The 24145-nt window shown below is 40.6% G+C and carries 22 protein-coding genes; 8 read left to right on the forward strand and 14 right to left on the reverse strand.

Translation table 11 applies throughout. The annotated features are described in order from the left end of the window. Positions 1-182: 182 nt before the first annotated feature. The 6 genes from VZF35_RS01270 to VZF35_RS01295 form a co-directional block, all read right to left on the reverse strand. On the reverse strand, positions 183-431 hold the full coding sequence (locus VZF35_RS01270) for a hypothetical protein (protein ID WP_407314879.1): 249 nt from the start codon (positions 429-431) through the stop codon (positions 183-185). Between the two features lie 239 nt (positions 432-670). Next, positions 671-1780, reverse strand: a complete 1110-nt coding sequence (locus VZF35_RS01275) for a GIY-YIG nuclease family protein (protein WP_407310245.1) — start codon at positions 1778-1780, stop codon at positions 671-673. 56 nt (positions 1781-1836) lie between these two features. After that, positions 1837-2592 carry a YibE/F family protein gene (locus VZF35_RS01280; RefSeq protein ID WP_407310247.1) on the reverse strand — a complete coding sequence of 252 codons (756 nt, stop codon included), beginning with the start codon at positions 2590-2592 and terminating at the stop codon, positions 1837-1839. Then, positions 2589-3740 (reverse strand): YibE/F family protein, encoded by a 1152-nt coding sequence (locus VZF35_RS01285; protein ID WP_407310249.1) that lies wholly within the window; start codon positions 3738-3740, stop codon positions 2589-2591. Before VZF35_RS01285 ends, VZF35_RS01280 begins: the two co-directional genes overlap by 4 nt. A gap of 71 nt (positions 3741-3811) precedes the next feature. Then, positions 3812-5485, reverse strand: coding sequence for an LTA synthase family protein (locus VZF35_RS01290; RefSeq protein ID WP_407310251.1), 1674 nt, complete (start codon positions 5483-5485; stop codon positions 3812-3814). A gap of 476 nt (positions 5486-5961) precedes the next feature. Beyond that, positions 5962-7239, reverse strand: a complete 1278-nt coding sequence (locus VZF35_RS01295; protein ID WP_407310253.1) for a 4Fe-4S dicluster domain-containing protein — start codon at positions 7237-7239, stop codon at positions 5962-5964. Positions 7240-7363: 124 nt separating this feature from the next. Here VZF35_RS01295 and VZF35_RS01300 point away from each other — a divergent pair, with 124 nt between their 5' ends. The 5 genes from VZF35_RS01300 to VZF35_RS01320 all read left to right on the forward strand — a co-directional run bounded on the left by VZF35_RS01300 (position 7364) and on the right by VZF35_RS01320 (position 12495). Then, positions 7364-8209: a patatin family protein gene (locus VZF35_RS01300; protein WP_407310255.1), complete on the forward strand. Its 846-nt coding sequence runs from the start codon at positions 7364-7366 to the stop codon at positions 8207-8209. Between the two features lie 181 nt (positions 8210-8390). Beyond that, positions 8391-9884 carry a spore germination protein gene (locus tag VZF35_RS01305; protein ID WP_407310257.1) on the forward strand — a complete coding sequence of 498 codons (1494 nt, stop codon included), beginning with the start codon at positions 8391-8393 and terminating at the stop codon, positions 9882-9884. A 25-nt stretch (positions 9885-9909) separates the two neighbouring features. Next, the gene (locus tag VZF35_RS01310) at positions 9910-11094 is read left to right on the forward strand and encodes a Ger(x)C family spore germination protein (RefSeq protein WP_407310259.1); all 1185 of its coding nucleotides are present in this window, start codon (positions 9910-9912) and stop codon (positions 11092-11094) included. A 45-nt stretch (positions 11095-11139) separates the two neighbouring features. Further along, positions 11140-12213: an endospore germination permease gene (locus tag VZF35_RS01315; RefSeq protein ID WP_407314881.1), complete on the forward strand. Its 1074-nt coding sequence runs from the start codon at positions 11140-11142 to the stop codon at positions 12211-12213. A gap of 45 nt (positions 12214-12258) precedes the next feature. Next, positions 12259-12495, forward strand: coding sequence for a hypothetical protein (locus tag VZF35_RS01320; protein WP_407310261.1), 237 nt, complete (start codon positions 12259-12261; stop codon positions 12493-12495). Positions 12496-12607: 112 nt separating this feature from the next. Here VZF35_RS01320 and VZF35_RS01325 read toward each other — a convergent pair whose 3' ends face one another. The 7 genes from VZF35_RS01325 to VZF35_RS01355 form a co-directional block, all read right to left on the reverse strand. Continuing rightward, on the reverse strand, positions 12608-13792 hold the full coding sequence (locus tag VZF35_RS01325; RefSeq protein ID WP_407310263.1) for a pyridoxal phosphate-dependent aminotransferase: 1185 nt from the start codon (positions 13790-13792) through the stop codon (positions 12608-12610). A 238-nt stretch (positions 13793-14030) separates the two neighbouring features. Further along, positions 14031-14351, reverse strand: coding sequence for a hypothetical protein (locus tag VZF35_RS01330; RefSeq protein ID WP_407310265.1), 321 nt, complete (start codon positions 14349-14351; stop codon positions 14031-14033). Beyond that, positions 14323-15462 (reverse strand): carboxynorspermidine decarboxylase, encoded by a 1140-nt coding sequence (gene nspC / locus VZF35_RS01335; protein WP_407310267.1) that lies wholly within the window; start codon positions 15460-15462, stop codon positions 14323-14325. Before nspC ends, VZF35_RS01330 begins: the two co-directional genes overlap by 29 nt. 9 nt (positions 15463-15471) lie before the next feature. Next, the gene (locus VZF35_RS01340) at positions 15472-16671 is read right to left on the reverse strand and encodes a saccharopine dehydrogenase C-terminal domain-containing protein (protein ID WP_407310269.1); all 1200 of its coding nucleotides are present in this window, start codon (positions 16669-16671) and stop codon (positions 15472-15474) included. Between the two features lie 208 nt (positions 16672-16879). After that, positions 16880-18112, reverse strand: coding sequence for an LL-diaminopimelate aminotransferase (locus tag VZF35_RS01345; protein WP_407310271.1), 1233 nt, complete (start codon positions 18110-18112; stop codon positions 16880-16882). A gap of 94 nt (positions 18113-18206) precedes the next feature. Then, positions 18207-18827, reverse strand: coding sequence for a GyrI-like domain-containing protein (locus VZF35_RS01350; RefSeq protein ID WP_407310273.1), 621 nt, complete (start codon positions 18825-18827; stop codon positions 18207-18209). 238 nt (positions 18828-19065) lie between these two features. Continuing rightward, positions 19066-19293: a hypothetical protein gene (locus VZF35_RS01355; RefSeq protein ID WP_407310275.1), complete on the reverse strand. Its 228-nt coding sequence runs from the start codon at positions 19291-19293 to the stop codon at positions 19066-19068. Between the two features lie 260 nt (positions 19294-19553). Here VZF35_RS01355 and VZF35_RS01360 point away from each other — a divergent pair, with 260 nt between their 5' ends. The 3 genes from VZF35_RS01360 to VZF35_RS01370 are packed head-to-tail and all read left to right on the forward strand — an operon-like array spanning position 19554 to position 23412. Beyond that, positions 19554-20669 (forward strand): endospore germination permease, encoded by a 1116-nt coding sequence (locus VZF35_RS01360; RefSeq protein ID WP_407310277.1) that lies wholly within the window; start codon positions 19554-19556, stop codon positions 20667-20669. 3 nt (positions 20670-20672) lie between these two features. Next, entirely contained in the window at positions 20673-22262 is a 1590-nt protein-coding gene (locus VZF35_RS01365) for a spore germination protein (RefSeq protein ID WP_407310279.1), read from the forward strand. 4 nt (positions 22263-22266) lie between these two features. After that, on the forward strand, positions 22267-23412 hold the full coding sequence (locus VZF35_RS01370) for a Ger(x)C family spore germination protein (RefSeq protein ID WP_407310281.1): 1146 nt from the start codon (positions 22267-22269) through the stop codon (positions 23410-23412). 211 nt (positions 23413-23623) lie between these two features. Here the strand turns inward: VZF35_RS01370 and VZF35_RS01375 are convergent, their stop codons facing one another. Beyond that, positions 23624-23941, reverse strand: a complete 318-nt coding sequence (locus VZF35_RS01375; RefSeq protein WP_407310283.1) for a YmaF family protein — start codon at positions 23939-23941, stop codon at positions 23624-23626. Positions 23942-24145: the final 204 nt, after the last annotated feature.

Consider the following 24145-nt stretch of genomic DNA (forward strand, 5'->3'; position numbering starts at 1 on the left):
CTTCCATGATAACATGGAATAGTCCGATAATAAAAAATAATCCGATAATAATAAATAGATATAGTGACTTTTGCCTATATCTAAATGTCTTTATCCGATATATTATTACCTTCCCTGAGCAAAAGTGTTGGCAGAACTAAGCCTTCCCCTGCTTTTGCGAGGAAGGCAAATAATATACAGTATCAAATTTTAAACAGAAACCATTTACAGGTACCCAATTCAAACTTAAGTTCAAAGCGTTTCATTTGACCGTTAATCTCACTCTGGCACTCATACACCTTCATCCGATTACCTGCAAGTTTTTCTTCAGACATTCTGATAATCTGCTCCACCTTAACGACATTTCCATCATGCCGGAAGCGGATAGGCCGAAGCATACCGGGAATATCGAACCACGCTATCATTTCGATGGGAGCCATAACTACTTTCATCTCAACCACACTTCGCCCAATCACCTGTGATGCATTCCGTACATCCTCCTATATGTATAAGTTTATTTCGACATACAGGACATTGGTTATGAGCAATTAACCAGGCTTCACAGGGCTCCATGCAATATTTTTTTTGGCCGCATTCAGCACATATATCTCTCATTCAGTTCACCTCTTAGTACATACATTTGTCTTTAGCCGAACTTATGTTCTTATTATAGCCATATTCTCTTCAGATATCAATGAGAAAATCTTCCTTGGTATAAAATTCGCTCTACAATCTTTTTAACCTTGGCGTCCATACTTGATGAGTTCTTATTCAAACAAGTGTTAGGAATCGAAAAACAAATGATCCTCCTATTGTTTTTTAGATAGGAATAGATAATCTGCGCTTCATCAATATCATTTTGGGATACTCCACATGATTGCCTAATTTCTGTTCCAAAATGATCCCGGATGATCTGTTTTATGTGCTGCTGTAATTCTGAGCTATTTTCCGTTACGACGTTAATGACTTCACGAAAAATAAGCTTATTTCCTTTGATTAGGAAAAACTTCGCAAGTCCAGGATTAATAGATTCAACTGCGATAACATTTCGATTTCTGCTAGAAGCTTGAACCAAACGCTGTTTCCCAATAACATGCCTAAGCCCTAAATAATAATTCCTATATTGGGCCGCCTTTTCAAATTGCAGATTTTCAATCGCCGAAGCAATGCGTTTATTGAGGTCTTGAACAACTGCCATATCCTTTCCAGTTAAAAGAAGCCAGATTTTTTTGATATATACGCTATAATCTTCTGGGCTTATCTGCCCGGTACAAACACCCAGGCAAGAACCTAATTGCTGAAATAAACAACCATTCGCCTTTTTAACAAGTCTTGGACTAGTACATTTTCGAATAGGATAAACATCATTCAAGCATCCTATTGTAGCCTCCACCCGATGACGGCTGGTAAACGGACCAAAATATATTGCACCGTCGTTATATTTTTCCTTTGCAATAGTAACTTTGGGATATTGTTCAAGTGGTATTTTAATATATAGGTAATTACCGGAATTTTTCATCTGTTTGTTATATTTAGGCTTTATTTCTTTGATGAGACGGCATTCTTCGATAAAAGCATCTAATTCAGTATCTGTAAGCTGATATTCGAACGACTGAATATTGCGAATCATCTCTTCGACTTTGGGGACTCGATCCTTTTGCTTTCTGAAATATTGAGACACTCTATTCTTTAGATTTTTGGCCTTCCCCACATAGATTATATTCCCCAGTGAATCGAACATCAGATAGACGCCAGGGCTTTGGGGAAGTTGCTTAAGCATTTCTTTATTATTAATAGTCATGGAATGCTCCCTACGCTTAGTATGAATGACTCTTGCAGCTGTCCCTGCAGGGACTTCTATGGTTTATTAATAAGCAAAATTCTCGAAGTAATGAAGGCCGTAACAGGTATGATTAAGATAATGCCTATTCCGCTGCACAAAACCTGAAGAATTTCCGATCCGAACACTTTATTGTTTAGAATATCTGAGATCGAGTAGTTGAATTTATTAAACCAAATTACTAAGGTCATAAATCCACCAATAAAGGCAAAAAGTAAAGTGTTTGTCATCGTCCCTAAAATATCTCTTCCAATATTAATTCCCGATATTAATAAACTTTTGGGAGTGGTAAATAGCTTATTCACATATATCTCATTCATTGATGAAGAGATGGAAATTGCGATATCAATAATTGCCCCCAATAAGCCAATTAAAAACTCACAGACGACGATCTTTGTGAAATCAAGTTGAATATCCAGAGATAAATACGAAATAGTTTCCGATTGCTCGCTGCTGAATCCTTGTATTTTGGCATCTGCCGCTATTTTATAAACCAGCAGCATTGTTAACACTATAACTAAGGTTACAGATAAAAATGATGAAACAGTCTTTTTATTAACTCCATTAATGTAAAATAAAGTGACTGAGCCAATAATAATTGAACCAACTATCGTTATCTTAAGAGGATCAATATTCAGTGAGATTAAAATCAGCATTATAAATAAAATTATAAAGTTCAACCATAAAGAGAAAAAGGCCTTTATGCCTCTTTTCCCTCCAATCATAGCCATTAAAACAAATAAGATACTCAATAATAAAAATTGCACACTCATGATCTCAACCCAATCTTATGGTTTTTAAGAAGGACCATAGAAATATACATGGTAATTGGAATGCTGACCACAATCCCTATACTTCCAGTAAGCATTCTTATAATCTCCAATGAAATATTAATATTAATGATCTCGTATAATGGATAGCCATTTTTAAGCCAAAGCAAGATCATTGGAATGCTGCCGCTAAAATAAGCAAACACTAAAGTATTTGTCATGGTACCCATAATATCGTTTCCGATTTCCCTGGCCGAGTTCAGCAAAAGTTTCTTTTCAATAGTTGGATTCTTACTATACATTTCTTGAATTGATGATGAAATGGTAATTGCTATATCCATTATCGCACCTAAAGTACCTATTAAAATCTCCGAAACAAAAATTGGCTCCGGAGGGGTTGTCAGAAATTCCATTTCCTCATAGTGAATTCCATTAGCATCTGTCACTTTAAAGATGACAATTGCTACCAGCATTGCCGAAAGAGTTCCTAAAATTGTACCAATGATCGCTGAAAACGTTTTTTTATTCACTCCGCTTACAATGATGAGCGAGGTGAAAATAAATAAAAAGCTAGCAATTGAGGCGACTAAAATAAGATTAAATCCATGCAAATACAAATTAAATACAACAGAAATAATAAGAACATTAACAACCAGGCTGGTTAGAGACTTTAAACCCTTAGAGCCGGCTATACTCAAAATTAATAAGACGAATATAAATGTGACATAGGCAATATAGTTATCTCTTTTAAAACCAATTATATCCGATGAAACGATCTTTTTGTCCGGATTCCCTTGAATTTTTACAAAAACCTCATCATTAACCCCAAACTTCAAATCCAAAGCTTGAGAATTTGTTGTTTTATTTTCCAGGGTTATTTCCTGGCCTTTATAATGACCGTTCAAAATCACCGCTCGAATATACTGTGTATTCATTTGCTTGTCGGCGCTATTTTGCTCTGTTATCGATGTAATTTTAGCGATCGTTTTATTATAATAGCTTTCATTATTCGATATAAAAAGCAGACCGATTATGGAGAGAATCAAAGATATCCCGACAATAATGACTGTCTTATTGATTTTAATGCCGTTACTATCTTTAATAAATACCGAGTTCTTAAATCTACCTGGAATAAAGAATTTTTTTAGCATTTTAACAATATCCTTTTTAGCAGCATTTATCGTTAAGGCACTTAGGGATTTCGCTTAGACTATACTTGTGTTTATTTCCTAAGCAGCTTGGGCAACCCATTCACTTTTAAGATAAGGTCAGACATCGTTAGATGCCACAAGGCCCGTTGATACCCGCTTCTGGCCTTCTCTAGATCAACCTGTTGCCCGGTTTGTCGATCATAGGCTGTACCGTGCTCAAAAACGCCGTCTTTATTGGCAATGTAAAATAAAGTATCCGTCGCAAAAGAGCCATCCGGCGCATAAACTCTAAAGGCACTAAAGCCCTCTTTGATATTCAAAAGATCTTGGCCGAAATAAAATAATTTGCGCTTATCCAAATCAAATAAATTCGCTAACGTGGGATATAAGTCCATCTCCCCCCCGGAAATGTGACGTACACCGGAATACTTTCCGCCGGGCATTCTAATAAGTAACGGAACCTTATGTAATTCAAGAGATGTATAATCATTAATTGGCGTAGGAGAGTTTAGAAATTTCCTGATATCCTGATCTTCTAAGTATTGTCCGAAATGATCACCGTAAACTACGACAACCGAGTTGTCAAGAATTCCTTGTTGCTGTAAATTATCCATGAATTCCCCAAGGGATTTATCAGCATAATTCTGTGCTTGGAGATAGTTAGTAAACATATCGCTAAACTCCCCTTGAGGGATATTTAGTCCCTTTTTATCATCGGGAATACCATCCCAGGGATAATGAGCAGTCAGCGTAACGATAAAAGAGAAATAAGGTTGCTTCTTTTGTTCAAGGATTGAGAGTGTCTGTTTAAACATTGACTCATCAGACAGGCCCATTCCCATCGTTTCATCAATCTTAAAGTCATTTTCATTATAAAATTTATCAAAGCCCTCCGAAGGATACATGATATTCCTGTTCCAAAATTCAGGTTTGTATCCATGGAAAGCAAAGCTTCCTGTAAAGCCTGTATTTTTAAGTGCAGTGGGCAGAGAGTAATACGTGTTTAATGGCTTAAGTATGTAATACGAACCTTCAGCAGCCGGATAAAGAGAATTTAACGACATAAACTCAGCATCAGACGTAGTACCCTCGGCAATCTGGGTGAAATAATTGTCAAAATACATACTGCTTTTAATTAATTTGTTAAGGTTGGGGGTGACTTCCTGACCGTTTATCGAATGATTAATCAAGAAACCTTGCATAGCCTCTAATTGAATCACAATCAGGTTTTTCCCTTTGGCAACTCCCTTTAAATTAGAACCTTCGAGACTTTGATGGTGCTCCATCCAGGTTTTTAGCAGTCCTACTTTGCTGTCAAAATTAGTTTTAGCATCCTTAACATTTAAAAATTGATAGAGATCCAAGAGGTGGTAATTGATGATGCCCATTTGCTCGAGAACTGTATTATTCCAGTTCAATCCTATATAAGCATCCTTATCGAAAGATTTAGTAACCGTCTCTAAACGTATTCCAAACATCAAGCCACATATCACGAATATCAAAACGACTTGAACAGCCCTCCGGATAATCCCTATTGGAGAGGCGTGCTTGTTGTTTTTTCTTAGAAAGAATAGATAAGCCAGTGCCAGAAGATCCACGAAGAAGAGTATGTCCCCTTGTTTAATAAGTGTCATGATACTGCCTGATACTCCCTCGACCTGTCCGGCTTCGTATAGCACTGGGATTGATAAAACTGAGTTGTAGATTCGATAAAATAATAAATCGATCCATAATAATGTGCTCATCAACCCTGCAAATATTAGCAAAGTCACTTTTCTGCCCACTGGAGTTAATAAGTTAGTCCAGATAGAAAAGGCTAGCAAAACTACGAAAGAGCTAACTGCCATGCTCAAAGAGGATGGAACTCCAATGAGGAAGCTAAGATAAAGTATTTTAAGCACTAATAAAGAGTTAACGAGAAGTACCTCGTAATTACGCCTAAATTCTTTAACGAGTCTTGGCCCTAGAGCAATTCTCCTGAAACTTAACAACCATCATTTCTCCATATTTCTATAAATTTTTCTCCATTTCTAATATAACATAGATTTGAAAAATTAAAACGGAAAAAGACGCTTTATTTAGCGTCCCATTAGCAAGCCGATATAATTTTTGATCTCTTTTTATCAATACAGACACCGTTCTCTCATGTATGACATCCATTCCATCAAACCATAGATTCTTAAGCTTAGTTCAAGTAAACGCTAATTTCATCGTGAATGATTTACTTATAATTTTTGATCAGAGCCAAGAGATAGTTTGATTTCATCTGTTCACTAGCCATAATTTGTTTTAACGGAGGCATTTTTAAGATTGCCCCCAGTATTGCTGCCATAGCCCTATGACTATATAATGCCTGGTTATCAAAAATGAGATTATGAAGTTTCCCCGTTTCAATACTTTGCCTTACGATGCGATGAACGGAATTTACAGGCGTTATTACTCTCTTATCCCTGTGCTTAAGTTTAAGCGAGCTACGATTGCAGGACCTAACACAAACACCGCATCCTAAACAAATAGTTTCATCCAATATAGCTTTTTTCACCACTGTTCCATTATCCAGTGTTTGAGTGCTGATTGATAAAGCCCCTACCGGGCAGGCTAGAACACACCTTCCACAACCACTGCATTTAGCTTCCTCAATCTCAGGCAGAAAATTCGTTGTATTGATGGCGTTTAATGTTCCAAACCTTTTGATGGCCAATAGAGCTTCACAGCAGCAACCACAGCAATTACAGATAAAGGGCAGCCCCTCTTGCTCGTTTTCACCGATTTGCACAAGGTTATGGTCATAAGCCTTTTCGAGTAAACTCATACATTCTGAAATGCCAACTTCTCTGGCATAGCCATATTTTATCAGACTAGACGCAGTACCTCCTAAAGTCATGCAGATCTCTAAAGGTGCATCACACGCTTTACCCATATGACTCATCTTGTGCCGACAATAACAGAGACCTACTGCTAGGTGAGATGAATGCTTGATGATTTCGCTTGTTCGTTCATAATCCAGTATGTGCAAATTGTTAACAGTACTCAACGCCGGTTCATTGACAAAGATCCGGCCAAGTTTCGTGTCAGTGACAAATAAATCACGGACAAAATCCTCTTCAACATTTAAATATTGATAGAAAAGTTCGGATAGTAATTTCTGGTCAATATCTCCTCTGAGACGCATCAGGGAAAACTCAAAAAAACCAGCCATAGGCGGGGGTAAGACAAAGGTTCTATCTCCATTCAGGTCCTCAACATCCAACAATAGAGCTCGAGACGCCAGTTCTGTAAGGACCTTTCCCGTATCTTTAGGATTTAACCTTAAAACTTCACTGGCAGTCTGGATTGTAAAAGGTTTTATAGGCAGCTTTGACAAAATCGTTGCTTCTTTTTCGCTCATCAAGACCTTGAGTATCTTAAATAAATACTCCGTAGGGGGCGCCCCTTGAGGAAATCGATTGATTCGTTCGTTCAACTGCTGATACCCGGATTTTAACGTTCTATGTGCCATTTAAATCCCTTTCTAAATGTGCTTTATTTTATTAAATAGTATAGAATGATTATATTACAATATAGGGAATTCTTCTAAGGCCTATTTGCAAAAATATTTGTCTTTTTAAAATGAGGTGTTCATTATGGAGAAAATCGGACTTGTATTAGAAGGCGGGGGCATGAGGGGACTCTACACCTGCGGAGTTTTGGAATGGTTTATGGAAAATGACTTATACTTCAAGTATATTATTGGAGTATCTGCCGGGGCATGTAATGCTGTTTCCTACATTTCCAAGCAACCAGGCAGAAATGAAGAGGTCATCATCAATTACGTTAAGAATTGGCGTTACATGAGTTTAAGGAGTCTATTCCTGAACAAATCCTATTTTGGGATGGATTTCATTTTCGATGAAATTCCTAACAAGCATGTCTTTTTTGATTTTGAGACGTTTCATAACTCACCTTGTAATTTTCTCGTAGGTGCAACAGATTGCCAGACCGGGAAGCCCATCTATTTATCGAAGGAAGAGATGGGGGATAAATTTGAAGCCTTAAGGGCTTCTGCTTCTCTTCCCATGCTATCCCCTATTGTGACGTATAAAGGCTACAAATTGTTAGATGGCGGAATTTCCGACTCCATACCCATAAGAAAATCTATTCAGGATGGTAACATAAAAAATATCATTGTTTTAACTAGAAACAAAGGCTATCGAAAAAAACCGGGTAAATTCAACAAACTTTTAAAGCTAACTTATCGGCATTACCCTTCGTTAGTTGAAACCATGTTAAATCGTTACAAGGTTTACAACAAAACCTTAGACCTTATTGAGCAGCTTGAAGAAGATGGTAAAGCAATTATCATAAGGCCATCAAAAGAATTAGACGTTGGGCGACTGGAAAAAGATCCAAGAAAACTCTATGGACTGCTTCATAACGGTTACAACGATGCTAAAGATGTTTATAGCAAAATGATGAAATTTGTTTCCTGAATGTCTATTTTTTATAAAAGGCTGTCAAAGCACCCCCCGTCCATATCGGGGTGGTGCTATTTTTTGATTCTGAAGCTTATCATAAATATTCCATTTCTAGGAAGAATAACTCTGATCCAAAAAACGATTTAAGAGTAATCTTTATATAAATTAACACCTTTTAACCGAAAGAGGGTACAACATGTCTCAAAGATCTCAATCCTCAATCCAGATGGGAGCCTCCGTTTCTCCTTCTCTCAAGGAAAATCTTACCTACCTTCACGAAGTCTTGGAAGATTGTGATGATTTTGTGTTTCGACCCTTTACCACTGCAGCCGAGTCCTCAGGTATGCTCGTCTATTCCTCACTTGCCGCAGATTTGGATTTTATCAGTCAAACGATTTTACCTTCTTTATATCAACTGGAAGTTGGGGCTCAAAGAGGTTTATTCCCTAAGGCCACTCGCCTGTCGCTGCCCTTTTTACCCGAAAAATCCTTTACTCTTTGGTCAGAGATCCTAGTTCCACTGATGAGTGGCAATACACTCATTCTCATTGATGGAGTTGCCGAAACGTTTCTTGTCATGACGGCACAAATCCAACACCGGGCTATCGAACGGTCTGAAACAGAACCCGTAATCCGTGGACCACAGGAAGCATTTACCGAGCCGTTATTTCCTAATCTGGCCATTATTAGAGCTCGTATGAAAAATCCGAACTTGAAAATTAGAATCTATAAATTAGGTGAAGAATCCAGGACTGACGTTGCGCTCATATATCTTGAGGGAAAAATCCAACCCTCCCTCCTCAATGAAGTCAGGAATCGGTTAACCAATATTAAGCTTCCTAGTGTTCAAGAATCTGGCTTTTTGACGGAATTTCTAGCCCAAAAAACTTATACTCCTTTCCCCTTAATTCAATCGACAGAACGACCTGACAAAGTTGTTGCCGCCATTATGGAAGGGCGTGCCGCTGTTTTCGCTGAGGGCAGCCCTTTTGCTCTTTTAATGCCAACTACTTTTTGGAACTATTTTCAATCTCCTGATGACTATTTTCAACACTTTATGGTCGGCAGCATCATCCGCTGGATTCGCTATATCTCTTACATTTTAGCGGCAACGCTGCCAGCCCTGTATTTGGCATTTACAGTTTTCCAACCCGATATGGTACCTCTGCGATTTCTTTTTTCCTTATCTGCATCCCGAATAAACGTCCCTGTACCAACGGTAGTGGAAATCATAATTATGCTCGCAGCATTAGATATTTTTCGCGAAGCCGCCTTGCGCCTTCCTCGCACTATTGGACCAGCCATCGGTATCGTTGGCGCTCTGGTTTTAGGTGAAGCCGCTGTATCTGCCGGGATTATATCCCCTATCATGGTCATAGTGGTTGCATTAACGGCTATTTCCACCTTTGCAGTCCCTACTGAGGACCTGCGTTCAACCGTACGCCTTTTTTCCTATCTTCTCGTTCTGCTCTCGTCAATTCTTGGCCTCTATGGATTTTTATTGGGGGGATGTACCATCTTGCTCCATGCTTCATCCTTAGAAAGTTTAGGTGTCCCCTACTTTTCGCCAGTCTCCTCTTTACACTTAAAGGAATGGTCCGATGTATTTATTCGGTCACCCTGGCTGATTCTTAGAGGAAAACAACAATCCATTCGACCACAAGATCAGGATGGAGCCAGCAAGAAGTAACCATTACAGAAGGGAGAAATCGCCCTTGTTTTTTACGTTACATCGCCGTACCTGGATTATAATTTTCATGGTCGTGCTTTTGCTCATTCCCGGCTGTTGGAGTGGTCATGAATTAACCGACCGTTTAATTGTCCTAGGCATCAGCTTGGATAGCGTCGATGGGAAAATCCGACTTACACTTCAGGGGATTCACCCGGAATCCTTTATCTCGTCGATGTCGGCAACCTCTCCATCGATTGGGAATAATCAATCCACGTTTTCTCTTCTTTCAGCCGATGGGGATTCAGTTCAGGAAGCAATGCAAAAAATTGATCAAATTACTCCGCGCTTTCTCTATTTTGGACACAATGCAGTTTTCTTTATTGGAGAAGATCTCGCTAAAAAAGGCCTGATGCCCTACCTGGATTTTTTCGCTCGTAACCAATGGGGGCAGGAATCTGCTTGGATTATCATAGCCAAGGGAGGAACCGGACAAAAATTATTGACGACTTCCAACCTTTTAGCCCGATATCCGGCGATGGGATTGGAAGAAATGGTGCGTAAACATCAAACTCAGTTTCCCACATTCTTCAAATTTCTGCTTAACTATCACGGAGAAAGCGGCTCTCAAATTCTCGTTAATGCCATTGATCTTAAGAATACATCAGCTCCATCAGGCTACCAGATTGACCAGCTTCTCCTCAGATCAAGTGCTGTCTTTCAGAAAGATAAACTTACGGGCTATCTTGATGACCTTGACGGACAAGCTTATGATTGGCTGAAAAACGGCCTGCAAAACTCTCGTTTTACCTTTACTCAAAAAACAGATGCCGGCGCCCCTCTTTTAAGCGTAGTGCTTTCCGGCAGCCCAGCAGAATTTCATGTTATTACTTCGCCGAAACTCAGTGCTCGGCTCGAAGTAACTTGCGACTTTTACGTCACTGAAACTTCAACAGGCCATCTTAGCAGTCCGGCAGATATCAAAGCTTTGGAGGATAGGCTCGATGACGTTTTAAGTCAACGCTTTGATCAGCTTCTGAATCATCTTCAGGAAAATAAAGCAGACGTTTTTGACATTGCAGAAAAAGTTCATGCCTATCATCTTCAAACTTGGCAGGAAGTCAAAGATCGTTGGCCGGATGTCTATGCCGGTCTGCCAATCGAGATTATCGTTAACAGCCATTTCCGTAATTCAAGCGTTATGCTCAAATATCCAGGTTTAAAAGAATAAGATCCTTAATACCATGGAGGTGTTATTGAGCTGGAATCGGGAAAAATCTCTGAGCGCCAACTTATCGGCCTAATTGTCGTTGAGGTATTAGCGACTGGCCTCGTTTACATTCCTTCAGCCTTACTGGCCAACTCTGGGCGGGATGCTTATCTTACGCTTCTTGTCAGCACAATTCTCAGTCTTCCTGCAGTTTGGCTAATCGGAAACATTTGTAAAAAAAACCCGCAAGAAAGAGCGTTAACAATTTTTACCCAAATATTAGGCAAACCGTTGGGAAATCTGATCGCTTTCGGTTACGTTGTTTTTTTTAATATTACGGTTCTTACGATAATCGTTCCGGGAGGAGAAATGATTAAGAGTGCTTTCATGCCTGAAACGCCAATGTTTGTTTTAGTCTTTCTTTTGACTTGCCTGGCAGGGTATGCTGCCTACCTAGGCTTGGAACCATTAGCTCGTTTTAATACCTTTGTCATTCCTCTGATGATCTTGACCTTTCTCGTTCTTGGTATCACTAATACCAAGAATTTTAACGTTGACCAGCTGCTTCCTCCTTTAGAGCATGGAATAACCCCTATCTTAACGGGCATGATAACACCCATTGGTTGGTTCGACCAGATCATTTTAGCCTTGATCCTTGCTCCAGAGGTTCGGCATACTAGCAAACGGACCCTCCTTTGGACCGTGATTATCAACATTGTGGCGTTAGAGTATCTCGTGATCATCCTTTTACTTACTATGGGCTCAACCTTACCAACCTTCTACGAATTTCCTACTTTGGAACTTGCGCGGATAGCTACTGTGAGCGGAAGTATTCGTGGGTACGATGCCCTTGTCATGACAGTTTGGGTAACAGCCGTTAGTGTAAAGGCCGCAGTATGGATTTATGCAGGCATTATTCTCCTTGGGGACATTTTTCAGCTTCATAGTCGTCGCAGCTTGGTTGCACCACTAATTATCCTGCTTAGCATCTCCGCCTACCCTGGTATGGATAACATTAGGGAAATGAGCTACTATGGCAAGTCCGTTTGGTCTCAGTACGCTGTTCCGACGTTTGAAGTGGGCATCCCCCTTCTCCTCTACCTTTTTTCTCTCCTGAAACAACGCAGCTCTAAATCTTAAAATAATCGAACCTTCTAAATGACCTGAAAGGTGGTCTCTTTAAACATGGCGGTAATCTTGGTTCTCTTTGGATTTGGGCTTATGGCCTTCATTCAAGTGCCACCTTTATTGCAAAAAAAATGGTGGGGAGATTTTAAAGTTTACAGCGTCATCTATCTGTTGTCCTTATTTACCGCTATTTCTTACGCACTTAATTGGCCAATATTCAGCCCCGTGAAACTCCTAACCCTCATGTTGAATGCGATCTATCAATTTCTTGGGTACCAAGTGCCGCCTCAGTAAAATTAATCGATTAAAGCGCAAAAGCACCTGCTCAACAAGCAGATGCTTTTAATCTTGATTTTCGTTTGTTTCTTGAAACCGCTAACTCATAAATTCTCCAAATTCCTAATATCTATTTAAGCTCTTCAATGATAGCCTTAAAGCCCGGCAGCGCTTTCTCAATGGTTTTATAGGCGACACAATAGGCAATTCTCACATAACCAGGGCATCCAAACGCTGTACCGGGAACAATAAGAATATTTTTTTCCTTAGCCAGATTGCAAAATTCCACATCACTCTCAATAGGAGTTTTGACAAACAGGTAAAAGGCCCCTTCAGGTTTAATACATTGGTAGCCGTAAGATACAAGCCCATTATACAGAAGTTCGCGGTTCCTGTTATAGGTCTCGATATCTACTTTAGCATCTAAACACTTAGCAACGACGCGTTGGAATAAGGACGGGGCATTGACATAACCTAAGATACGATTGGCGATATTCGCTGCGACCATGATATTTTCGAAATCCGCTGCCTGATCCGGAATCACCAGATAACCGATCCTTTCGCCGGGCAAGGAAAGGGATTTACTAAAGGAGTAGCCGATAATTGTATTCGTATAGTATTTTGACAGATAGGGTACTTCAGCATGATCATACGCAAGTTCTCGGTATGGTTCATCGGAAACAAGATAAATATCCGTCCCAAATTCCTTTTGCTTCTCACTTAATATTTCCGCAAGCTTAATAATTGTTTCTTCCGAATAAATGACACCTGTTGGGTTATTCGGGGAATTGATGATCACGGCTTTGGTTCTTGGAGTGATTTTTTGCTTAAATTCCCCCAGGTTTGGTTGAAAATCCAGAGTATTGGGGGAGATTATAACTAATTCGCCCTCATAATTTTTAACATAGCTGCGATATTCACCGAAAAAGGGAGCAAAGGTAATCACTTCATCTCCAGGATTAAGTAATGTTTTGAAGATGACATTCAACCCGCCTGCCGCGCCAACTGTCATAAGTATGTTCTTTTGCGAAAAGTCGGTACCAAATTTATCATTGATCGATTGGGCTATGGCCGCTCTTACCTCTTCAAACCCCGAGTTATTCATATATCCATGAATACTGGTGGAATTTTCAGTGTTAAGGATCTCCAGAATTGCCCGTTTAACCTCCTCTGGTGGTTCGACATTTGGATTCCCTAAGCTAAAATCAAAAACATTTTCCGCCCCGTGAATTCCCGCCAACCGTTTTCCTTCCTCAAACATTGCTCGAATAATCGAACTGCTTTGAACTTGCTCTTGCATTTTATTGGATATCATGGCCTTCAACCTTTCTATAAGTTATAATTTTAGATCAGCTCATTAGTCCATTTTTGGATTGTATGTAACGGTATGCTTCCTTTTCATTTAGTTTAATAGTTTCTCAACTTATGTCAACTATTAATGGTTTAGGATATTTTATAACCGGTTAAATCAAAAGCTAGGGATTCCATCAGGAATGACCCTAGCTTTCTTTGTAGAACATGCTTTAAGGTATCTATAATCTGGTCTGCTGAATTCAAATTCCTTGAGCCCATTTTTTTCTCGATAAATTCATACGTTGAATATGGTCTCTGTAAGAATTTCTCGACTTCGTCAAGATGTCTATCCATTCCTCATTGGAAAACAAGGTTGTCATCAGGGATTGATCCTCTAATATCAAGAAATATTTACTAGGATAATCCGACTCAATCACGTCTAAAATTCCTTCTGGAAAATCCTGTACATACTTCTTTTTCATTTTTCTATAATCCGCTAAATCATACATAAAATACCTCGCCAGCTGGTTGCATATCATATCAACCAAATTCTCAGGATAGACGGGTTTTAAAATCTCCATAGCCGAACTGTCTGATGATTTTAATGCCTTGTTCTTCGTTAAAAAGTGCGATAGATGGAAGATTGACTCCATTAAACATATTGTTCTTGACCATAGTATAGTGGGCCATGTCACAGAATACAAGTCTTTCGCCAATTTTTAATGGTTTTTTGAAAGAATAGTCACCAATAACATCCCCCGCAAGACAAGTAGGGCCGCCAAGTCGATAGGTATTAGGGTATTCGCCCGGTTTTCCTGCGTCAATAATGTTAGGTCTGTAAGGCATTTCGAGCACATCCGGCATATGACATGCTGCTGAAGTATCTAGAATGGCAATTTTCATGCCGTTGTCTACAATGTCAAGAACACTAGCCACTAAAAAGCCTGTGTTCAAAGCCACAGCTTCACCCGGTTCCAGGTAAATAGTTACCCCATATTTATCCTGCAGAAACTGGATTGAACGGACCAAGGTTTCAATATCATAATCAGGCCTGGTAATATGATGCCCGCCACCTAAATTGAGCCATTTCATAGTTTTAATAAATTGACCAAACTTTTGATCAACTACTTTAATCGTACGTTCAAGGGTATCCGAATTCTGCTCACACATGGTATGAAAATGAAGGCCCTCAATGCCCTCAAGCTCTTCAGGTTGGAAATTAGACAATGTCACACCCAGTCTGGAATGCTTATAGCAAGGATTATAAATAGGTGTCTCAATCTCGGAATATTCCGGATTGATGCGGATGCCGCAGCTTATCTTTTTCGTCTGATGATGTTTTACTCTGTCTTTAAATCTATTCCACTGAGCAAAAGAATTGAAGGTAACATGATCACAATACGTGAGGATATCCTCGAAGTCCTCCTCAACATAAGCAGGTGCGTAAATATGAACTTCTTTTCCCATTTCTTCATAACCCAGCTTAGCCTCAAACAAGGAGCTTGCTGTGACACCTTTAAGATATTTGCCTACCAGAGGAAATACGGAATACATCGAAAAACCCTTTAAAGCAAGAAGAATTCTGCATCCCGTACGCTGTTGTACGGAATGCAGGATTTCAAGATTTCTTAGAATTAGTCGTTCATCCACAATATAACAAGGAGAAGGCAGGGCACTGACATCAATGTCCATTTATACACCTCAATCAAGGAGAGTTGGCAAGAAACTTTCCTGCCACGGTAGACCGCATTTATTTAACGCTTCCATAAATGGATCCGGATCAAATTCTTCTACATTAAATACGCCAGGTTTTTTCCAAAGACCTTTGAGCATCAGCATAGCTCCAATCATGGCCGGAACCCCCGTTGTATAGGAAATAGCCTGAGAGCCAACTTCTGCGTAACATTCTTGGTGATCACAAACATTGTAGACGTAATAGGTTCTGGGTTTTCCGTCCTTAATCCCCTGTATAATACAACCGATATTCGTTTTCCCTTTCGTTCTCGGCCCTAGGGAGGCTGGGTCAGGAAGGATGGCCTTTAAGAATTGTAATGGAATGATCTGCCGCCCCTCAAATTCAATAGGTTCAATCGAGGTCATGCCAACATTTTCCAAGACATGTAAATGGTTGAGATAATTATCCGAGAAGGTCATCCAAAATCTTATTCGTTTGATGCCTTTTATATGAATTGCCAAGGACTCAAGCTCTTCATGGTACATAAGGTAAATGTTTTTAGGACCGATCTCCGGGAGATCATAGACTTTTTTCACGGAAAGTGGCGCAGTCTCCACCCAGGAACCGTTTTCGAAATACCTTCCATTCGCTGTAATTTCACGAATATTGATCTCAGGATTAAAATTCGTCGCGAAAGGATAACCATGATCGCCGGCATTCGCGTCCACAATATCGATGGAATGAATTTCATCGAAATAATGTTTCTGAGCATAGGCGCAAAAGACACCTGTAACTCCAGGATCAAAACCACTTCCAAGCAACGCGGTTAACCCTGCCTGAGCAAATTTTTCCTGATAGGCCCACTGCCATTTGTATTCGAATTTAGCAATATCGGGTGGTTCATAATTTGCAGTATCCAGATAATCAACCCCAGCGGCTAGGCAGGCATCCATGATTGTCAGGTCCTGATAAGGGAGCGCAAGGTTCATAACAATGTCAGGCTTAAAGCTCTTGATCAAGTCAATGACCTCTTCGGTATAATCAGCATCGAGCTGAGCAGTATGAATTTTAGTGCGACTTCCTGAAAGTTTATTTTTGATAGCTTCACACTTTTCTAAAGTTCTGCTGGCGATACAAATTTCTTCAAATACATCTGGATTCTGGCAGCATTTATGAATAGCAACACTGGCAACTCCACCAGCCCCAATAATCAAAGCTTTTCCCATTATCAGCAACCTCCCTTAATCACTTTTGCAGCAATGCAAATTATACATAAACCATTAAGAATTATCAACAATAATATAGAAAAATGCAGAAAAAACAAAGGATGAATCGTTTGTTTTCACCCCTTGTTTTTTGTTAATAACCTATTTGTTTATAAAATTTGTTTGTAAAAAAACATCTAATAAACAATGTTTAGAGGATACTTATCAACTACATTCTTGTCTTAATTCGTTCAATCGCCCGAAGTGTATTTTCCCGAGTACCAAAAGCAGTTAGGCGGAAATATCCTTCACCATTCGCACCGAAGCCAGCTCCCGGTGTACCTACAACATGGGCATTCGTCATCAATTTATCGAAGAACTCCCATGAGCCCATAGTATTCGGTGTCTTCATCCAGATATAGGGTGCATTGACTCCGCCAAAAACTGTATAACCAGCCTCTTGTAAGCCTTCACGAATGATGCGGGCATTTTCCATATAGTAATTGATGGTTTCCTTAACCTGTTGCTGGCCTTCTTCCGAGAATATTGCCACTGCTGCCGCTTGTACCGGATAAGAAACCCCATTGAATTTCGTAGTTTGTCTTCTTAGCCAAAGCTGGTTGAGACTATAAGCCTCACCTTTAGAGTCATAGACTTTGACTTCTTTCGGCACAATCGTATAGGCACAGCGAGTTCCGGTAAAACCCGCCGTCTTCGAGAAACTACGGAACTCAACGGCAACCTCTCGAGCACCTTCAATCTCGAAAATGCTGTGGGGAACGCCTTCTTCCTGAATGTAGGCTTCATAAGCCGCATCGAATAAAAGGATCGAGCGGTTCTCTTGAGCATAATCCACCCATTGCTTCAGTTCCTCTTTCGAAAGCGTCATCCCAGTGGGATTATTGGGAAAACAGAGATAAATCATATCAACGCGCGTCTTTGGAAGAGAAGGCTTCATGCCGTTCTCTTCTGTGCAGGGAAGGTATACAATCTTCCCATACTGCCCCTTTTCATGGTCGAAGGTCCCAGTTCGCCCTGCCATGACATTGCTGTCAACATAAACCGGATACACGGGGTCGGTCACTGCCATGATGTTATCGACTCCAAAGAGCTCCTGGAAATTTGCTGTATCGCTTTTTGCACCATCACTGATAAAGACTTCATCGTCAGAGATCTCCACTCCACGCGGGGTAAAATCATGTTCGATAATCTTTTCTGTTAAAAACTTGTAGCCTTGTTCTGGACCATATCCCCGAAAGGTTTCCGCCTTCCCCATCTCTTCGACACCTTGATGCATCGCCTCAATAACTGCCGGGGGCAGAGGACGTGTTACATCACCGATCCCCAGTCGAATAATATCCGCCTCCGGATTAGTTGCCTTAAATTGATTCACTCTACGGGCTATTTCAGAAAAAAGATAGCTTCCTGGTAATTTCAAATAGTTTTCATTTACAAGTGCCATGTATCCAAACTCCTTCATCAATTTCGCGTTATGTTGTTACAAATTATATTTATTCATTGGAGATTTTGCAACTCTATTGGCTATGTATACAATTTTAGGTATTTTCCACTTGATATCGCAACACTGTTTTAAGCTTATGAGGTTCAGTTTTGCGGGGATCTGAAAGGTATAATTCCCGATGTTTAAGAGAACGTCTCTGATAACCTTGCTCCTTACAATATTGATCCATCCTAGCGAAACTTTCTGACTCCTGATCATAGCTTCCTATATGAAGCATCTGACAACACAGTCCTTCTGCTATTGTACCGAATTCTGCGCTATTCAAATAAGGATTGGGTTTTTTCCTGTTTGTCTCTTCTCTGAATTGCTCAAATAACTCAACCGTCAAGAAGTCTGGCTGGCGGATCATTATTTTATACCTAAAGTTACTTTTTTCCGTAGGAGGTAAGGTTTTATCCACAAGATCCCATACGCCCTCAAGGGGAAAAACAGTGTAATCATAATAACCTGACGGCACATGATCACGCTTGTAGGACATTTTTACCGCATAACTGAGACTATATAGAGCGGCAGTAGCAAGAGCAAATTCCTCTCCGTTCGGATCACCGCTGCCATCAAGCATGATAAATTCCATGTCGGGCACCGTAACAATAACCGGAGTTTTCTTTGGCAGATATAATTCCTTAAAGTCCTTCTTATAGTCTAGTTTATCCATACTAACCTCCAAACTAGATTTGATAGGTTTTACATTTTTTTATTTGTTTGATTGTTTATAGTTCTCCTTTAAATAATTCAGCGTCGGCACCCCAATTCCTTCTCCCTACCTCCACTTATCATCTCAAATATTCACACACATTAATCATGCTAAAGAAGCCCCTGATTTAACAGGAGCTACTCAGGCTCAATTGGTATTTAATCCTTTATTTTCTCTCCAGGCCCTAAGGCAAACTATTTTAGTCTTCCAAAGGTGACAGCTCGATCACATCACTGTTTGATTTACAGTCACATGATTCATTGCCGCAAGGTTCACAACCACAGGGTTTTTCTAACTCCCATAAGATAAAGATCAACAAAATAATAGCAATTGCTAATTCGTAAACAATAATGCCACCAATTAAAATTGGCGTATTATTGGATTCCTTTTGGCATTTACAGGAGCAACTTGATTCATTTTCAGTCATGCCACTACCTCCCAACAAATGATAAGCTCAGATATAATGTATTCCATTATATTCCATTTTGAGCATGTTCCTTTGTTGGTCGGATGGAAATTCATCTGACTTATTCCTTAATTGGACTCGGTTTATTCTCTTGTGGATAGAACCTTTTAGTAAAAATCTTTAAATATTGCCACCAGGGGGTTTCTCAATTTATACATAGAATAAGGGGTTACGTGCATGATAATATCAATACTTTTATGTAAGGAAACTGAGGAAACGGAATGCTAGAAGTCGGCGAAATTTCTACACGGCAACATGTCTTTTTATTGTTTTGTCTTTTTACCATTCCAATTACTTTCACTTCGCCCCAGATCCTGATTAGCATGTTCAAACAGGATGTTTGGCAGCCTATACTAATCGCCTACTTTCTTGATGCAGCTATAGGCATTGTTTACTATGTTCTCGGACTGAGATATCCTCAACAGACCATCTTTCAGTACTGCGAGACAATATTGGGTCCTTGGTTCGGCAAGTTGACAGGGCTAAGTTTTGTTCTGTTTTTCGGCGGTACGGCAACCCTAATACTGGACACCATCAGCAGTATTATCAACCTTGCCATCATGCCGGAAACTCCGACGATCGTTTTTAGTATAATAATCCTTCTGGTTAGTGCCTATGCGATTAATGCCGGTCTTGAAGTGATTGCCAGGTTAAGTGAAGTAATCGGACCGATCATCATTTTTTCCCTACTCGTGGTTATTCTCTTGAATTTTAACCATACCGAACTGGAAAATCTTTTACCCGTTTTTCAGCATCCTCCATTAGAGGTATTGAAAGGGAGCCTTTTACCTGCCAGTTTATTCGGAATATGTATTTCGATGGGTACCTTTATGGCTTATCACAATGTTCCCCGAGAAACATTGAAAGCGAAATGGATTGCCATAACCCTAGGAATTGTGCTGGCCTTAATGAGTTATCTGCAGATGATCGCCGTGCTTGGCGTGAATATCGCGAGTACGCAGCTCTATCCGATGTTCCGTCTTGCCCAGATGATTCAAGTCGGAGATATTATAGAACGTTTGGAATCTGTAATGGTGTTTTTTTGGATTGCGGGGAGTTTTATCGCTATTTGCGTACTTTATTGGGAAAGCACCCTAGGGTTGGCTCAAATCTTTAAGTTAAAGAAATATCAGTCGCTTACTCCTTATACTGGTGGAACGATCCTATTGCTTTCAGTGATTGGCTTTCGTAATGCCACCGCAAAGATTGTATTTCTGAGGGATGTTTATCCGGTTATTGCTATCTTCGTAGAAATTTTTCTGATCAGTTTCCTGCTTATCGTTAGTTTCCTGAGACATGGAAAAAAGACGATCTACGCCAGAAAAGAGGGAAAGTAAGCGGTGATAAAACGCCTAAGTAAATTTCATTCCGAGTATGCAAAGTCGAATAACGGAAAATCTCCCATAACGGCCTCCACCGAAACTGAGTCTGCTCTAATCACTTCCAATTTAGCAGCCAATCTATCTGAGCTGAGACGATTATTCCAAGGCAGTGTGGATGTCATTTTCCGGGAATTTAATATCGGCTTTGATTCGAAAAACCGAGCGCTTCTGATCTATATCAACGGCTTAACCGATCCATCAATGACAAATTACACGATTTTACAGCCTTTAATGGTTGATCTTGCCCCAAGACTACCGCAGGATTCAGTACAAGGTAACCTCTTAAGTCTGATTCGAGATTATGCTTTACCCAACGGCAATGTACAGGAATCAAATCAGATTCAGGACATTGTTGGAGGAATTTTGGCGGGCTGTACGGCCTTGCTGTTGGATGGCTTTAATGTTGCCCTGCTGATTGAGACCAAAGGCGGGGCAGCAAGGGACGTAACTGAACCGGATACTGAAGCAGTGATACGGGGGCCACGGGAGGGTTTTACCGAGACGATCGGGGTTAACATATCCCTGTTACGGCGCAAGATCAAAGATGAAAACTTATGCATCGAAAAGCTAAGTCTGGGGAAACGAACCAAAACTCTAATCTATATTACCTATTTGAAGGGGGTTGTTCATGAAGAACTTGTAGGTGAAGTTAAGGCACGGCTGCAACGTATAGACATCGAAGGAATATTAGAAAGCGGCTATGTTGAACAGCTCATTGAGGATGCCCCGTTTTCGATTTTTCCAACCGTCGGAAATTCAGAGAAACCAGATGTTTTAGCAGCTAAGTTGCTGGAGGGCAGAGTAGGAATATTAGTTGACGGGACTCCCTTCGTCTTAACCGTTCCCCGTCTCTTGGTCGAATCTTTTCAAAATGCTGAAGATTATTATACCAGACCTTATTACAGCACGCTTGTTCGCTGGCTGCGCATCCTTGCTTTTTTTATCACGATTCTCCTGCCGGCTATCTATGTTGGCGTAGAAAGTTATCACCAGGAATTGCTTCCCACCCCTTTGCTTCTTAATATGGCCGCCAGCAAAGAGGGAGTACCTTTTCCGGCTTTTGTCGAAGTGCTGATCATGGGAACGATCTTTGAAATTATGCGGGAAGCCGGGGTTCGAATGCCTAGGCCTGTCGGTCAAGCCGTAAGTATCGTAGGGGCCTTAGTCCTTGGAGAAGCAGCCGTAAGGGCTGGGGTAGTAAGTAACCCAATGGTCATTGTGGTTGCCTTGACCGCGATCAGCGGTTTCGTCATTGCCCCTTTAGGGGATGCACTACCCTTACTTCGGGTCTTCTTTTCGCTGTGTTCCGCTGGGTTGGGGTTATTTGGTATCCTCATGGGAATGTTCGTGGTATTTATCCATTTGGCTAAATTGCGTTCTTTTGGCGTCCCTTATATGGCCCCTCTGGCCCCGGGGAATCGGGAAGGTCTAAAAGATGTGTCGATTAAGGCACCCATTTGGTCCTTAAATACCCGCCCTAACCTGCTAACATGGAATTCTCTTCGACAGCGTGTCAGTAAACCGTCACCTGGGAAAAAGAGGGGATGAAGCCATGATGAAAGGGAAAGGTTGGATTATTCTCATCGTTCTCCTGCTCATTCCGTTGTTTACGGAGGGCTGTTGGAACAGGCGAGAGTTGAACAAATTGGGGATCGTCTCTGCCATAGGAATCGATGTGGGAGAAGATCAGAAAATTACTTACACTGTCCAAATTGTCAAAACTTCAGCCTTAAAAAGCTCATCGGAAGGCATCTCGGGAAGTAGTGATGCTTCTTATGTCATGACCAGCAGCGGGGATACGGTTTTTGATGCGGTCAGGAATCTTGTGACGCAATCCGGGCGCAAGCTTTATTATCCTCATAATATTGTGATTGTGCTGGGGGGAGATATGGCAAAAAAAGGTGTACAGCCAGTGCTGGATTTGTTCAGCCGGGATCAAGAAATGCGTTTGCTAACCTGGGTGGTAGTCACCAATGGCAAGGCAGCAGATATAGTAAAAGCGGACTCCCCGGTTGAGAATATATCAGCGCGTCACTTGGACTCCTTGCTGAAAGATTATGGAGTTGCTTCCAAAGCTGTTGCCGTTCACCTGCTGGATTTCGAGAACGAAATGCTCGATGAGTCACTTCAGCCGGTAGTCGGCAGAGTGGAGCTGGATGAATCAGATGACAAAAGTTTTGTCCTTAAAGGAGCTGGGGTATTTCGTAAAGACAAACTGATCGGTTGGTTAGATCCCTTGTCTTCACGAGGCTATTTATGGATCCAGGATAAGGTCAAAAGCGGGATTATTAATGTCCCCGATCCCGAGCAGGAAAATCAACTTATTTCCTTGGAGATTAAAAAGGCCGGAAGGAAAATCAAACCTTACGTGGAGAACGGTAAAGTGAAGTATAGAATCGAGATCAACGTCGAAAGTGTTGTGGGTGAGGAAACGGGGACAGCCGATTTGACTAATCCAGAAGTAATGGCGGCTATAGAGGATGAACAGAGCACGGCTGTCGAAAAAGAGGTAAATCAGATTATTAATGATGCTCAGGGTAAATTTAAAGTTGATATCTTAGGGCTCGGCGATGAAACCGCGCGTAAGTTGCCCCAGGAATGGAAGGAAATGAAAGAAGGTTGGGAAGATATATTCCCTGATGTAGAAGTAGAAGTAACGGTAAAATCAAGGATTACAAATTTTGGTCTTAAAACGTGAAATAAAGGAAAACACCGTACCTGTCCCCGAGTTTTTAACACGGGGACAGGTACGGTGTTTCACTACCATTTTTATCATCCTTCCTAAGGCTAACCACTAGATTAATTCCAGACAAGGCATCGTGATCGAGGTCACATAACTGACATAATTAATAGAAGGATCTAATCATCCTATCCAATGCTGAATTATCGTTTCCTTTAATAAGTTTCCACTATACTCCCTGAGCAGGCATATCCGGGCCCGCTACATGGTGGCGATGCCCTGCATCCATCGTCGTATAGAAATCCCAATCATGTACATGCCAACCATTTGGTAATGGTAGGGCTGGTCCAGAGATAGATTTGTAATAATGAGAGTGTCCCTGCTCAAACATAACCCAACTTTCGGAATGATGAACATGACTTCCATCGGGTGTGGGAACCGGCGGACCTGTGATATCTAAACATTGATGAACATGCCCTTGGGCGCAGGAGGTATGGGTTACGCTTCCGTGGTTATGCCCCCTGGAAGTCTGTTGATAAGCTGCCATTCTATCAACCCCTTTTTATCTAATAATCACGATATTGTATGAACGTGAAGAAGACTGAGTGAAGGCAGATCTATAAATAGCAGCTTAAATAGAAATGGCAAAAAAGCCCATTCTTTTGGTATCTTCCTAAAGATTTCGTCGTATTTTAATACTAAATCGTATGAATATCAGAATCTAGATCGAAGTTCCAGAAATAGCTCAAGA

The sequence above is a fragment of the Desulfosporosinus paludis genome (assembly GCF_045689965.1).
In the GTDB taxonomy this organism is placed as follows: Bacteria; Bacillota; Desulfitobacteriia; order Desulfitobacteriales; family Desulfitobacteriaceae; genus Desulfosporosinus; species Desulfosporosinus paludis.